At 35.4% G+C, this 12,894-nt stretch carries 12 protein-coding genes and 1 pseudogene; 8 read left to right on the plus strand and 5 right to left on the minus strand.

What is annotated here, in order from left to right:
- Positions 1 to 318 (plus strand): annotated as a pseudogene (locus WC622_RS07755) (beta-ketoacyl-[acyl-carrier-protein] synthase II); the annotation flags it as partial.
- Between the two features lie 84 nt (positions 319 to 402).
- Positions 403 to 1,131, plus strand: coding sequence for a ribonuclease III (gene rnc, locus WC622_RS07760; RefSeq protein WP_372818870.1), 729 nt, complete (start codon positions 403 to 405; stop codon positions 1,129 to 1,131).
- Here rnc and WC622_RS07765 read toward each other — a convergent pair.
- Positions 1,124 to 1,843, minus strand: a complete 720-nt coding sequence (locus tag WC622_RS07765) for a hypothetical protein (protein WP_372818872.1) — start codon at positions 1,841 to 1,843, stop codon at positions 1,124 to 1,126. The two genes, rnc and WC622_RS07765, sit on opposite strands and share 8 nt — an antisense overlap.
- 70 nt (positions 1,844 to 1,913) lie before the next feature.
- Between WC622_RS07765 and WC622_RS07770 the strand changes: the two genes are divergently transcribed.
- The 4 genes from WC622_RS07770 to nadD all read left to right on the plus strand — a co-directional run bounded on the left by WC622_RS07770 (position 1,914) and on the right by nadD (position 4,824).
- Positions 1,914 to 2,651, plus strand: a complete 738-nt coding sequence (locus WC622_RS07770) for a lysophospholipid acyltransferase family protein (protein WP_372818874.1) — start codon at positions 1,914 to 1,916, stop codon at positions 2,649 to 2,651.
- An 80-nt stretch (positions 2,652 to 2,731) separates the two neighbouring features.
- Entirely contained in the window at positions 2,732 to 3,595 is an 864-nt protein-coding gene (locus tag WC622_RS07775; RefSeq protein WP_372818993.1) for a YicC/YloC family endoribonuclease, read from the plus strand.
- A 60-nt stretch (positions 3,596 to 3,655) separates the two neighbouring features.
- Entirely contained in the window at positions 3,656 to 4,231 is a 576-nt protein-coding gene (gene gmk / locus WC622_RS07780; RefSeq protein WP_372818875.1) for a guanylate kinase, read from the plus strand.
- A 20-nt stretch (positions 4,232 to 4,251) separates the two neighbouring features.
- Positions 4,252 to 4,824 carry a nicotinate (nicotinamide) nucleotide adenylyltransferase gene (gene nadD / locus WC622_RS07785; RefSeq protein WP_372818877.1) on the plus strand — a complete coding sequence of 191 codons (573 nt, stop codon included), beginning with the start codon at positions 4,252 to 4,254 and terminating at the stop codon, positions 4,822 to 4,824.
- Between the two features lie 48 nt (positions 4,825 to 4,872).
- Here the strand turns inward: nadD and WC622_RS07790 are convergent, their stop codons facing one another.
- Complete coding sequence (locus WC622_RS07790) at positions 4,873 to 5,583, minus strand: SAM-dependent methyltransferase (protein WP_372818879.1); 711 nt, start codon at positions 5,581 to 5,583, stop codon at positions 4,873 to 4,875.
- A gap of 330 nt (positions 5,584 to 5,913) precedes the next feature.
- Between WC622_RS07790 and WC622_RS07795 the strand changes: the two genes are divergently transcribed.
- Together WC622_RS07795 and WC622_RS07800 are read left to right on the plus strand one after the other, a co-directional pair.
- The gene (locus WC622_RS07795) at positions 5,914 to 7,260 is read left to right on the plus strand and encodes a DUF6600 domain-containing protein (protein WP_372818881.1); all 1,347 of its coding nucleotides are present in this window, start codon (positions 5,914 to 5,916) and stop codon (positions 7,258 to 7,260) included.
- A gap of 559 nt (positions 7,261 to 7,819) precedes the next feature.
- Complete coding sequence (locus WC622_RS07800; protein WP_372818883.1) at positions 7,820 to 9,400, plus strand: peptide chain release factor 3; 1,581 nt, start codon at positions 7,820 to 7,822, stop codon at positions 9,398 to 9,400.
- 65 nt (positions 9,401 to 9,465) lie between these two features.
- Here WC622_RS07800 and WC622_RS07805 read toward each other — a convergent pair whose 3' ends face one another.
- Genes WC622_RS07805 through argH form a run of 3 tightly spaced genes read right to left on the minus strand, consistent with a single transcriptional unit; the run spans position 9,466 to position 12,880 of the window.
- On the minus strand, positions 9,466 to 10,719 hold the full coding sequence (locus WC622_RS07805; RefSeq protein ID WP_372818884.1) for a pyridoxal phosphate-dependent aminotransferase: 1,254 nt from the start codon (positions 10,717 to 10,719) through the stop codon (positions 9,466 to 9,468).
- Positions 10,720 to 10,739: 20 nt separating this feature from the next.
- Complete coding sequence (locus WC622_RS07810) at positions 10,740 to 11,534, minus strand: endonuclease/exonuclease/phosphatase family protein (RefSeq protein ID WP_372818886.1); 795 nt, start codon at positions 11,532 to 11,534, stop codon at positions 10,740 to 10,742.
- An 11-nt stretch (positions 11,535 to 11,545) separates the two neighbouring features.
- On the minus strand, positions 11,546 to 12,880 hold the full coding sequence (argH, locus tag WC622_RS07815; RefSeq protein ID WP_372818888.1) for an argininosuccinate lyase: 1,335 nt from the start codon (positions 12,878 to 12,880) through the stop codon (positions 11,546 to 11,548).
- Positions 12,881 to 12,894 lie beyond the last annotated feature (14 nt).

Raw genomic sequence — 12,894 nt, forward strand, 5'->3', positions numbered from 1 at the left:
GATGTAAGTGAAAGCAGAGCGATTGTAGATTTATTTGGTGAAGACGCCTATAAATTGAACATAAGTTCTACTAAATCCATGACAGGACATTTATTAGGTGCAGCGGGTGCTATTGAGGCAATTGCAACTATTTTAGCTGTAAAAAATGATATTGTTCCTCCAACAATTAACCATTTTACAGATGACCCTGAGTTTGATCCGAAATTAAACTTTACGTTTAACAAAGCTCAAAAGCGTACTATTCGTGCTGCACAAAGTAATACCTTTGGCTTCGGTGGTCATAATGCATCTGTCATTTTCAAAAAATACGAAGGTTAACCTACGAAAATATCTTTGTTGATTATTTGTATTGTATATTTATACTTTACACAGCTAACTTTTAATTTTTTGTTATAAGATTTAATGCCATTTTTCAATCTATATAAAGTTTATTTATCGCCCGACAAAGAGTTTGTAAAAAAACTTAAAAACATTTTAGGATTTATCCCTGGAAATGTCACTTTGTATAAAATGGCTTTTAGGCATCGTTCGGTTGCTAAAGTTTTAAAAAATGGCAGTAGAAGTAGTAATGAGCGTTTAGAATTCTTAGGCGATGCCATTTTAGGCGCTGTTATTGCGGAACTTCTTTTCAAAATTTATCCATATAAAGAAGAAGGCTTTTTAACCGAAATGCGCTCTAAAATTGTAAATAGAGCCAATCTAAATCAACTTGCTCGTAAAATGGGCTTTGATCAACTAATTGTTTTTGATCAGAAAACAGTAAACGTGCAATCTAAGCATCATTCTATGTTAGGAGATGCTTTCGAGGCATTAATTGGCGCTGTTTATTTAGACAAAGGATATAATTTTACCAAAAACTTACTACTTAAACGTATTGTTAAGCCATATATTGATGTGCATACATTAGAAATGACGGAAACGAATTTCAAGAGTAAATTAATTGAATGGTGCCAACGTCATGGTAAAGATATATCTTTCGATATGGTAGAAAATGGTGAAGGAGAAAGTGCCAAATTATTTACAATTCATGCCATTATCGACAGTGAAAATCATGGTATTGGCAGAGATTATAACAAGAAAAATGCAGAGAAATTAGCTGCAGAAAAAGCGTGTGAATCGTTGGCTATTTAACCGGCTTAGTTAACGTATCCGTATATTTCTTGTAAGAATCCTTAATCCACTTTGTGGCATCATAAACTGTCCAGTTTTTTGCCTTTTCGTAATCTGGTCGATAATTAACCATGAAATTCTCTAATTCCTTTCCTTCTAAACCAGTATTCTTATTAATAGTAGATTTATTAAATAGTAGATCTACTTGGTTGTTTTGAAGTTCGGAAACATACATGTTGTTAAATCTTCGGGCATTATTCGGTGTTCGTCCAAAAAGCTCATAAATCGCTGTTAAAGGCGAAAATATGAACGACAGAAGGGGTGGTTTACCGCCATAAAAAGAGCCTTTGTTCTTAAAATCATTTTTAATAGCATCCAACGCTTGCTTTTTACTTTGTCCGTTAATTACCACCTCGTTTAACGTAGTTCCCCTATTTAATGTAATTACCAGATCTTTTGTAGTAGCAACTACAACTTGAACATCATTAAATCCTCTTTTGATAATTTCCAACGTATCACCAACAACTGCTCTAATTTGAAACAAGCCCATGTCATTGCTTCCCACACTATAATGATTACGTTTATTGCTAATTTCCCCTAAGGCTATTCGAATTTTTGTTCCATTCTCAAGCAATACGCCATTCAGCATGAATTCTTGTTGAGCAAAAGTAGATGCAGACGAAAGAATGAATAGAAATAGCGTACTGAAGAAAGATAACCTAGCCAATCTCATTATAGAGTTAATTTTATTTTGTAAACTTAAGGATTGTTTGTTAATCCTTTAAGTTAAAAAACGTTAATAAATGGGTAAAGTTTTATCTGCTTTATATTTATGCTATGCTGCATTAATTTTTATCCTATTGATGTTCATTGCATTACCTTTTGTGCTGTTAGCCACTACACTCTTAGCTCCGGCAACAGGTAAACGAGTTAGTATGTTTTTTTTACGTTGCTGGGCATGGGCATTTAGTATAACTACTTTCTTTTGGATTAAAACCACCAACAAACATTTAATTAATCGCAAAGTACCTCATATATATGTTGGTAATCATGGTTCTTATTTAGATGCAATTGCAGTTTGCATTAGTATACCTCAATATTTTAGCCCATTGGGGAAGATAGAAATGGCTAAAGTTCCTGTTTTTGGATGGATTTATAAGCGGATAGTAGTAATGATAGATCGTAGTAGTAAGGAAAGCAGAGAGCGATCTGTGGCTTCACTAAAACGCGATATTGCGAATGGACAATCAATTCTTATATTTCCAGAGGGAACAATGAATAAAAGTGATACTCCGCTTAGTGAGTTTTACGATGGTGCTTTTAAAATTGCTATCGAAACACAAACACCATTGATGCCTTTTGTAATGATTAATAATAGAGAATTATTACCAAGAGTTCACCCTTTAAAAGCACATCCAGGTGTATTAACTACCGTTTTTATCACTCCTGTGGATGTAAAAGGATTACAATTAGAAGATTTAACCATGTTGAAACAAAAAGTATACACCTTAATGGAAGAGGCTATCTTAAAATATAGCTAAGGTATTGCTAGATTGTTCAATTGCTATTTGTTGAAGTCAAAACTTTATACTTTTTACTATCTTTGCACATGATAAAATCAATGACAGGCTTTGGCTTGGCCTCTACAGATCATGAAAACGTAAAGTTTGCAGTAGAGATAAAATCTTTAAACTCTAAGTTTTTAGAGTTAAATTTAAAATTACCCAGAGCATACTCAGATAAAGAACTTTTGTTGCGCAATACCTGCAGCAAAGATATAGAACGCGGAAAAGTAAATGTTTCCATAAACATTGAGCGTAGTGACGATAATCAAAAAGGTGCTACCATTAACACTGCTTTATTAACTCGATATTATAAACAATTAGAAGAAATTAACGCTTCATTAGGTGCTAATTCGGCTAATCTTTTGCAAACAGCTTTAAATTTTCCAGAAGTAATTACCTATACCGAAGAAGAAATTGGTGAAAGCGATTGGGAGATTTTACATCAAACCTTTTTAAAAGCTTTAGCAAACTTTAACCAGTTTAGAGAAGATGAAGGATCTGTTTTAAGAACCGATTTAGAGCTTCGCATTCAAAATATACTTGATTTTTTTGCAGAAATAGATAAACTCGCTCCGCTAAGAGTTCCGCAGGTTAAAGCTAGACTTACTCAATTTTTAGAGGAAACAGTTGGTAAAGTAAATTACGACCAAAACCGTTTAGAGCAAGAATTGATTTATTACATTGATAAATTAGATATTACAGAAGAAAAAACTCGTTTAAAAAGTCATTGTGATTACTTTATGGCAACTTTAAAAAGTAAAGATGCCAATGGTAAAAAGCTTGGTTTTATTTCTCAAGAAATAGGTAGAGAAATTAATACCATGGGCGCAAAAGCTAATGATGCACATATACAGCAGTTGGTGGTGGGCATGAAAGAAGAATTAGAAAAAATTAAAGAACAGTTATTAAATGTATTGTAAAGTTGTAAGGTTGAAATGTTTAACGTTCCAACTTTCTAACTTTTCAACATTCCAATTAAAATGAAACAAGGCAAACTCATTATATTTTCTGCACCATCAGGAGCTGGTAAAACTACCATTGTTAGACACTTATTGAAGAAATTTCCACAATTAAGTTTTTCAATCTCAGCTACTACACGTGATTCTAGAGGCAGCGAAAAGCACAAAGACGATTATTATTTTATCAGTAAAGAAGACTTCTTACATAAAGTTGCTCGTCAGGAGTTTGTAGAATTTGAGGAAGTGTATAGTGGTACTTTTTATGGCACACTCCGTTCGGAGATTGAGCGGATTTGGAATGAAGGTAAGCATGTAATTTTTGATATTGACGTAGAAGGTGGTTTACGTTTAAAACGTAAATATGAGGATGATGCTTTGGCGATTTTTGTACAACCACCATCTTTAGAAGTGCTAAAAGAACGTTTAACTGGTCGTGGAACAGATAGCGCAGAAAAATTGCAAGAGCGATTTATCAAAGCTGAAAAGGAGCTGTTATATGCAGATAAATTTGATGTCATACTCAAAAATCACGATTTAGAAATTGCTTGTAAAGAAGCTGAAAAGTTAGTTGGGGATTTCTTGGGAATTAATAGTTAAGGGTTGCTGTTTAAAAATCAATGAAAACTGGTCTATTCTTCGGTTCTTTTAATCCAATTCATATTGGCCACTTAGTTATTGCCAATTACATGGCAACATTTAGTGGTTTAAAAGAGGTTTGGTTAGTCGTGTCACCGCACAATCCGTTGAAACAGAAAAGCGGTTTGGCAAATATGTACGACCGTTTGGAGATGGCAAAGTTAGCTACAGAAAATGCTCCTCAAATTAAGGTAAGTGACATTGAGTTTAAATTGCCACAGCCTTCTTATACCATAGATACACTTACGCATTTGCATGAACGTTATCCTGAAAAAGAGTTTGTGCTTATTATGGGTGCTGATAATTTAAGCTCTCTCAAAAAGTGGAAGAATTTTGAAATTCTCTTGAAAGACTACCATATTTATGTTTATCCTAGACCTGGAGTTGATGTAAGTGAGTGGGAAAATCATCATGCTCTTACGTTTACCGATACACCAGTTATGGAAATCTCTTCTACTTTTATTCGTAAAGCGCTAAAAGACCATAAAAACATTCAGTTTTTTGTTCCAGATAGTGTTTTGGAGTTTATTGATCAAAAGAATATGTATCGCTAATTTTAGTACCGTTGGCTGAAGCCAACGGCAATGAATAAAACCAACAAGCTAGCCTTTATAGATTAAAAACACAGTAGGTTTTTTGTGTAGATCTATTCTTTCACCTCGCCATGCGCCAACTGTCATGGTTTTAATAAATTCATCTTCCCCATTAATATTGCAGGCGATGCATAGTTGAGTGCTTCCGTGACAATTTTTTAACACATCTTCTAATAAATGATTATTCCTAAAAGGTGTTTCCATAAACAACTGCGTTTGTTTATTTTTTTCTGAGAGAGTTTCCAATTCTTTTATCCGCTTTGCTCTATCTACTTTATCAATGGGTAAATAACCATGAAATGTAAAGCTTTGTCCGCTAAAACCAGATGCCATTAATGCTTGTAGCATTGAGTTTGGACCAACTAAAGGCACAACTTTTATCCCACGTTTGTGTGCTTCTGAAACAATTTCTGCTCCTGGATCTGCTACGCCTGGGCAACCTGCTTCGCTCATTAAACCAACATCAATACCCGACATTAATTGCGTAAAATAAGGCACCAAAGAGTTTCCACGTTTGTGTTTTCCGAAATCATGGATAAGTAATTCACTCTGTGGTGTTTTAATTCCTGCTTCTTTTAAAAACTTACGGGCAGTTTTTTCATTCTCTACTATGTATGTTTTAATCGCGTTGATGGTATCAATTAAATAGGGAGTGAAAGATTTCTGCGTCGCATTTTCTGCTAACGGAACTGGAATTAAAAACAACGTGCCTTTTTGCATAGCTAAAATATAAATATGCTACAAAAGTACAGTTTTAAGCTAATAACTTGACCCTTTAAAAATTTTACAAAGGTTTGGCTAAACAGTAAACTAACGCAATTGTTTGACTGGATTAATAAAATGTAGCAAATTTAGTTCTGGCCGACTTATTTTTTACACATACTAGGAGTTGCTTTTGGCACACTTTAAAACACTTAATTGTAAAGAAATACGTTAAACCATGGTAATTAGAAGGATTATTATTTTTCGATTAATCCTTTGTTAAAAATGGTGTTCAAATTGATATACACAAAGCGTTAGGTTAATTATAAATTTTTAAAACACACAAAAATGAAAAACATGATCAAATTACCGGCAATTGTGCTGGGGCTCATGCTCCTTCTTACCGGAACCACACAAAAAGTCATGGCGCAACAAGAGGATGTTTCCTTGCAATCGTTTTACGACGAATTGTCGCCTTATGGCACATGGATCCAAGATCCACAATATGGCTACGTTTGGCGCCCAGATGTAGATCAGGAAGATTTTAGGCCTTATTATAGTAATGGTCGTTGGGCGATGACTGAGTATGGAAATACTTGGGTTTCTAACTACGATTGGGGCTGGGCTCCTTTTCACTACGGACGTTGGATATATAACAGCTACAACCAATGGGTTTGGATACCAGATACTGTTTGGGGACCAGCTTGGGTAAGTTGGAGAAGTGGTGGCGGTTATTATGGATGGGCTCCATTGGGTCCAAGTATTCATATAGGAATTAACATTGGTAGAGGCGGATATCGTATTCCGGATATGTGCTGGAATTTTATCCCATACAGTAATATTTACTACAATAGTTATCCTCGTTATTATGGCGGTAGAAATAGAATTTATATTCAGAATACTGTGATTATTAATAACACTTATGTTCGCAATAATAGGACTTATTATACTGGACCTAGAGCAGAAGAGGTTAGACGTGCTACAAATCAGAATGTGACTGTTTATAATGTAAATAGAAGCAGCAGACCTGGAGCAAGTAGAATTGATAATAATACTGTTAATATCTATAATCCAAGACCTAGTAGAGGTACTTCGAATACAAATGCAGCTCCAAGAAATGCTGTACAAGGCAGCATTAATCGTGGTCCTGTTGGAAGAGATGGAAGGGATAATAACGTAAGCACTCGCCCAGAAAGAGGAAATAGCAATGGCAGTTTCGGACAAGCAGATCGTAACGGAAATAGAGGAAATGGTTCGATAACTACTCGCCCAGGAAGAGGTGAAGTAAATGCTACTCCAAGTAGAGGTAATGATAATCGTGTTGGTAGAAATGATGAGGGTGTTGGTTCTTCTAGACCAAGTGTATTTGGAAGAAATCGTGAAAGTGGAGATAACCAACCACAACGCGTAGAACGTAGTAGAGAAGTTCCGCAACAGCAGACTCAACCTCAACAACGTGTCGAGCGCCAACAACCTGTGCAGCAAGCACCGCAACAAAGAGAGAGTAGACCGCAGCCACAAGCTCAACCGCAAAGGGTAGAACGCCAACAACCGGTACAACAAGCTCCTCAACAACGAGTAGAAAGGCCACAACCACAACGCGTGGAACGTTCTCAACCAGCACCTCAACAAAGAAGTTCTGGTGGTTCAGAAAGCCGTGGTGAAAGAGGTGGGGGCCGCCCAGGAAGAGGATAAAAAATAAGTATGAATAGTGAAAAAGTCGATTGAGAAATCGGCTTTTTTTATGTTGTATGTGGGGAAGGTATAAGGGGGGAAAATTGCCATTGCAAGCAATGGTCTTAGTTGTCATTCTACTACTCTAAGTTGTTATTTTATTACTCTGAGCTGTTAGTATAAGCGGTGAATTTTATGGGTTAAGAGGCCGATGTTTGAGGTTTAAGAATGTAGGTTTTTTGCGAGTTGTTTGGTTTACTTACACATGCCTGAGTGAAATAGCCAAGATTGGAGCGATATCCTTTTTATGATCCAGAGCTTAAGCGAAGGGCAAAAAGATATAGCGTAAAGCTGGAGTGACTTCAATTGGTGTGTTTAACCTTGCGCTTCTAAAAATTTACCACATAGAAACATAGGGAACATAGCCATTTGCTTAAGTCTTTATACTAGCAAGAAAATATTCTTACCTTTGTAGGGCAATGAAACAAGCTACAGCCATTTTATTTCCACTTCGCTTTTTATAAAGCTTTGCTGTATTCGCTATTTTATTAAATTTTGCACTCATTCTCAATACAAATCCATGATTAATCCTGAAATAGAAAAAAGAAAAACATTTGCCATTATTAGTCACCCCGATGCTGGAAAAACTACTTTAACTGAAAAGTTTTTGTTGTTTGGTGGAGCAATTAATACTGCTGGTGCCGTAAAACGAAATAAAGCGAACCAAAGTAGCACTTCCGATTTTATGGAAATTGAAAAGCAACGTGGTATTTCGGTAGCTACATCTGTAATGGGTTTTGAGTATAATGGTAAGCGCATTAATATTTTGGATACGCCTGGTCACAAGGATTTTGCGGAGGATACGTATAGAACTTTGTCGGCGGTAGATAGCGTAATTTTAGTGGTTGACTGTGTGAAAGGTGTTGAAGAACAGACGGAGAAATTGATGTCGGTTTGTAGAATGAGAAATACTCCAGTTATTATTTTTATTAATAAAATGGATCGTGAGGGTAAAGATGCCTTTGATTTATTAGATGAAATTGAGAGTAAATTGAACATTAGCTTGTGCCCGTTAAGTTGGCCTATTGGACAAGGGCATACGTTTAAAGGAGTTTATAGTATTTATAATAATCACTTGAATTTATTTGAATCTGATAAGAAGAAAATAAGTGCTCCGGTTATTGAAGTAGATAATTTAGAGGATGAGAAACTGCAGAAATTTTTACCTGCAAGTGCTTTATCGACCTTAAAAGATGAATTGGAATTAGTTGAGGGAGTTTATGGTAAGGTGGATAAGGAAATGTATTTGGAGGGATTATTGGCGCCAGTATTTTTTGGTAGTGCAATTAATAATTTCGGGATTAAGGAATTGTTGGACACTTTTATCAGCATTGCTCCTAGTCCGAAAAGTAGAGAAGCTGAGGAACGTGTGGTTTTAGCAACGGAGAAGAACTTTAGTGGTTTCGTGTTTAAAATACATGCGAATTTAGATCCAAACCATAGAGATAGAATTGCGTTTTTGAGAATTTGCTCGGGTAAGTTTGAGCGTAATAAGTTCTTTTATCACACTAGAAATAATAAGAAAATAAAATTTTCTAATCCGATGGATTTTATGGCTAATGAAAAGAGTATTGTTGAAGAAGCTTGGCCAGGTGATGTGGTTGGTTTATACGATAGTGGTACTTTTAAAATTGGTGATACCTTAACTGAGGGTGAGAAATTACAATTTAAAGGCATTCCGAGTTTCTCTCCAGAGATTTTTAAAGAAGTTGAGAATAGAGATCCTTTAAAAACAAAACAGCTTGAAAAAGGCTTACAACAATTAACTGAAGAAGGTGTTGCACAATTGTTTGTAATGCAACCTGGAAATAGAAAGGTTATTGGTGCTGTTGGAGATTTACAGTTTGAGGTAATTGCGTTTAGACTAGAGCATGAATATGGTGCGAAAGCGCATTTTAGGATGTTGACTTACACGCGTTCTAATTGGGTAACATCTAAAGACCCAAAGAAATTAGAGGAGTTTTTGAAGCGTAAACAACAACATATTGGAGAAGATAAAGATGGTAACCCGGTTTATTTAGCAGATAATGAGTTTATGATTAATATGACGATGAGGGATTATCCTGATATTGAGTTTCATAAAACTAGTGAGTTTAAATAGTTTATTAGCCCAATTGTTCATTAGTAAAAGCCCTCGTAGTTTAAAATTCTACAAGGGCTTTTATTTTACTTCAACTTGCTTAAAGCGGCTTTAATTCTCGGTATCATGTTTTTAATATCTTGTAAAGAACAACCGCCGATTGAGGCTCTGAACCAAGGTATATTTTCTTCATTTCCGAAAGCAGAGAAAGGTACTAGTGCTGTTTGTGCTTCTTTAATTAAATAGAAATTTACATCGGCACTATTTTTTAATAGATCGCCATTTGGAGTGGTTTTACCAATATAATCGATTTTTAACGTTAAGTAAATTGCGCCCATTGGAATCACTGCATCTACTGCAAAACCCTCGCTTTTTAATTGTTGAAAACCGTTGTATAATTCGTCTAAACTTGCTTGAACTTGTGTCTTAAAATTGGCTAAAAATTCATCAACCAAGCTCTTATTTTTGAAATAATCTGCTACTGCAACTTGCTCCGCCTTAGGTGCCCAAGCGCCTATATGTCCTAAAATGGATTTCATTTTCCCAATTACATTTTCTGGCCCGAAAGCCCAACCTACACGTACACCGGTTGCTGCTAAACATTTAGAAATACCATCAATATATATTACATATTCTTTTAATTCTGGGCGTAAGCTAACTGGATTTACGTGTGCTTTATCGAAAGTTAGTAGTGAATAAATCTGATCGTACATGATGTACAACGGTTTCTCATCCGCTTTGCGTGATTTATTTTCTTCGATAACGATATCGCAAATTTCTTCCAACTGTTGTTGCGTAAACATAGTACCAGTTGGATTTAACGGTGAACATAAAGCCAATAAAGTTGCTCCTTTTAAATGTGGCTTTATTTGACTCGCAGTAGGCATGAAGTTATTTTCTACCGTAGTTTCTATCGCAATTCCGTTAGCAGATGAAAGGTGGCAATAATGGTTGTTATTCCAAGATGGTGCTGGATAAATTACTTTATCTCCTGGATCAATTAAGGCTAAATATAGCGCATAAATTAATGGACGCGAACCACCAGCAATTAGAATCTCATTTAGTGCATAATCTAATTCGTAACGATCTTTCAAAATTTCGACAACTGTTTCGCGTAATGGCAAAATACCATCTGCTGGCGGATAATTGGTATGACCTTCGCGATATGCTTTTACAATTGCATCTTCTAGTGGTTTTGGTATTGGGAAAATGGATGAATCAAAATCGCCAATAGTTAGGTTAGCAATTTGCGCACCCTTACGCTTCATATCATTTACTTCGTTGCCGATTTTAATGATTTCTGATCCAATAAGTGTGTTTGCTAAATTTGATACTTTCATATGTTGATATTGATTAGTGCCTAGTGAATAGAAAAGGTAGCCATTATAGGCAAGTGGTCTGATGCATAATTTTCATTTAATACTTGATGTGAGGTTACTACTATTCGCTTGTTCTTTTTAAAACCAATATAATCGATGGTTTTATTGGGTTGTATATTTGGGAATGTAAATTCACAGTTATTGCATGACTTGGTAAAGGTCTTTTCAAATTCTTTAATTACAGAAGTATTTTCTTCAGCATTAAAGTCTCCTGCTATAAATAATAGGCCCTTTTCCTTTTTGACAATCTTATTAATTTGAGCTATTTGCAGCATTCTACTCACCGTATCTCTTTCGGCATCTAGGTGTGTACAAGCGAAGCTAATTTCTTTATTATCTAGCTTAACTTTAACAATAGCTAATGTTCTGGCTTCTGGATTGCCGATTGGATTACTTTTCAATTTATAACTTGCTGAATCAAGAATTTTATATTTAGAAAGAATAGCAACACCATAATCGCCACCTGCATAATCGATTGCTTTTGCAAAAAAATAATACATCTTCAATTTTGCTGCCAATTGCTGAGCTTCATTAATCTGCTGTCCTGAACGTTTGGTATTTACATCAACCTCTTGTAGCGCTACAAAATCTGGGTTGTGCGCTGCAATTACTTTTGCAACAGCATCTATGTCAATTAGATTTGGTTTTGAAGGTGGATTGGCATGATGAATATTATAGGACAACACTTTAATTGTTGTTAAGGCTTTTTGCTGGGCAAAACCCACTGTTGCCATCATTGACAGCATAACGAAGATTAAAACAGTTAATTTTTTCATTTTTACTAAAATTATGAGGCGATTAATTTTTCAATTGCCTGATTTGTTTTCTCAAACTTGAATTGAGCTAAAATTTCATTCATCATCGCTTCAATTTCTGGATTACACAAGTTGCCAATGCTTCCTTCGTGTGTATGTTTAACGGTTTTATTTGGAGCAAAAGTTCCATTATCTATGGTTTCACCAACAATTTTATAGGCTTCTCTAAATGGAGTTCCATTTAAGGCCAATTCGTTAACTACATCTACACTAAACAGGTAATCGTACTTTTTATCGTTTAAAATATGGTCTTTAACGGTGATGTTTTGCAGCATAAACGTTGTCATTTCCAAACACTCATTTAAAGACGTAATTGCAGGGAAAAGGTTTTCTTTTAATAGTTGTAAATCTCTGTGATATCCAGAAGGTAGGTTTGTGGTCATCATGGCAATTTCGTTTGGCAATGCCTGAATTTTATTGCAACGTGAACGAATCAACTCAAAAACATCAGGGTTTTTTTTGTGGGGCATAATGCTCGAACCTGTTGTTAATTCATCAGGGAAACTAATAAATCCGAAGTTTTGATTGATAAACAAGCAAACATCCATCGCCATTTTGGCTAAAGTTGCCGCTACAGAAGACATCGCCTGACCTAAAATTCTTTCGGTTTTTCCTCTCCCCATTTGGGCATAAACCACATTATAATTTAGCTTTTCGAAGCCTAACAATTCAGTAGTCATTGTTCTATTTAATGGGAAAGAAGAACCATAACCTGCCGCTGAACCTAAAGGGTTTTTATTGCAAACTTTATAAGCAGCCAGCATTAACTCCATATCGTCAGCTAAGCTTTCTGCATAAGCGCCAAACCATAAGCCAAAAGACGATGGCATAGCGATTTGTAGGTGTGTATAACCAGGCAATAATTTGTCTTTATGCGTATTGCTCAGCATAATTAACTCGTTAAACAAGGTTGAGGTATTTTCTACCATCTCTTGAATACAAGCTCTGAAATACAATTTTAAATCAACTAAAACCTGATCGTTACGTGAGCGACCACTATGAATCTTTTTGCCTGCTTCGCCAATGCGTTGTGTTAATAACCACTCTACTTGCGAGTGTACATCTTCAACACTATCATCGATGGTAAATTTACCTTCTGCAATTTCTTTATAAATAACTTTTAGCGCAGTTTGAACTTCAACTAATTCATCAGCTGTTAGCAAATTAATACTGGCCAACATTTCTACATGCGCCAAAGAACCCAATACGTCAAAAGCTGCCATTTGTAAATCCAGTTCTCGGTCTTTACCGACTGTAAATGCTTCGATGCCTTTATTTACTTCAATATTTTTTTGCCAGATTTTCATCGTTACTAATTATT

Origin of the sequence: Pedobacter sp., from assembly GCF_041662865.1 — a bacterium.
GTDB lineage: Bacteria > Bacteroidota > Bacteroidia > Sphingobacteriales > Sphingobacteriaceae > Pedobacter.

Excerpts from the sequence above, each read along its gene's own strand:
- rnc (WP_372818870.1), top strand. The coding sequence starts at position 403 with ATGCCATTTTTCAATCTATATAAAGTTTATTTATCGCCCGACAAAGAG.
- WC622_RS07765 (WP_372818872.1), bottom strand. The coding sequence starts at position 1,843 with ATGAGATTGGCTAGGTTATCTTTCTTCAGTACGCTATTTCTATTCATT.
- WC622_RS07770 (WP_372818874.1), top strand. The coding sequence starts at position 1,914 with ATGGGTAAAGTTTTATCTGCTTTATATTTATGCTATGCTGCATTAATT.
- WC622_RS07775 (WP_372818993.1), top strand. The coding sequence starts at position 2,732 with ATGACAGGCTTTGGCTTGGCCTCTACAGATCATGAAAACGTAAAGTTT.
- gmk (WP_372818875.1), top strand. The coding sequence starts at position 3,656 with ATGAAACAAGGCAAACTCATTATATTTTCTGCACCATCAGGAGCTGGT.
- nadD (WP_372818877.1), top strand. The coding sequence starts at position 4,252 with ATGAAAACTGGTCTATTCTTCGGTTCTTTTAATCCAATTCATATTGGC.
- WC622_RS07790 (WP_372818879.1), bottom strand. The coding sequence starts at position 5,583 with ATGCAAAAAGGCACGTTGTTTTTAATTCCAGTTCCGTTAGCAGAAAAT.
- WC622_RS07795 (WP_372818881.1), top strand. The coding sequence starts at position 5,914 with ATGAAAAACATGATCAAATTACCGGCAATTGTGCTGGGGCTCATGCTC.
- WC622_RS07800 (WP_372818883.1), top strand. The coding sequence starts at position 7,820 with ATGATTAATCCTGAAATAGAAAAAAGAAAAACATTTGCCATTATTAGT.
- WC622_RS07805 (WP_372818884.1), bottom strand. The coding sequence starts at position 10,719 with ATGAAAGTATCAAATTTAGCAAACACACTTATTGGATCAGAAATCATT.
- WC622_RS07810 (WP_372818886.1), bottom strand. The coding sequence starts at position 11,534 with ATGAAAAAATTAACTGTTTTAATCTTCGTTATGCTGTCAATGATGGCA.
- argH (WP_372818888.1), bottom strand. The coding sequence starts at position 12,880 with ATGAAAATCTGGCAAAAAAATATTGAAGTAAATAAAGGCATCGAAGCA.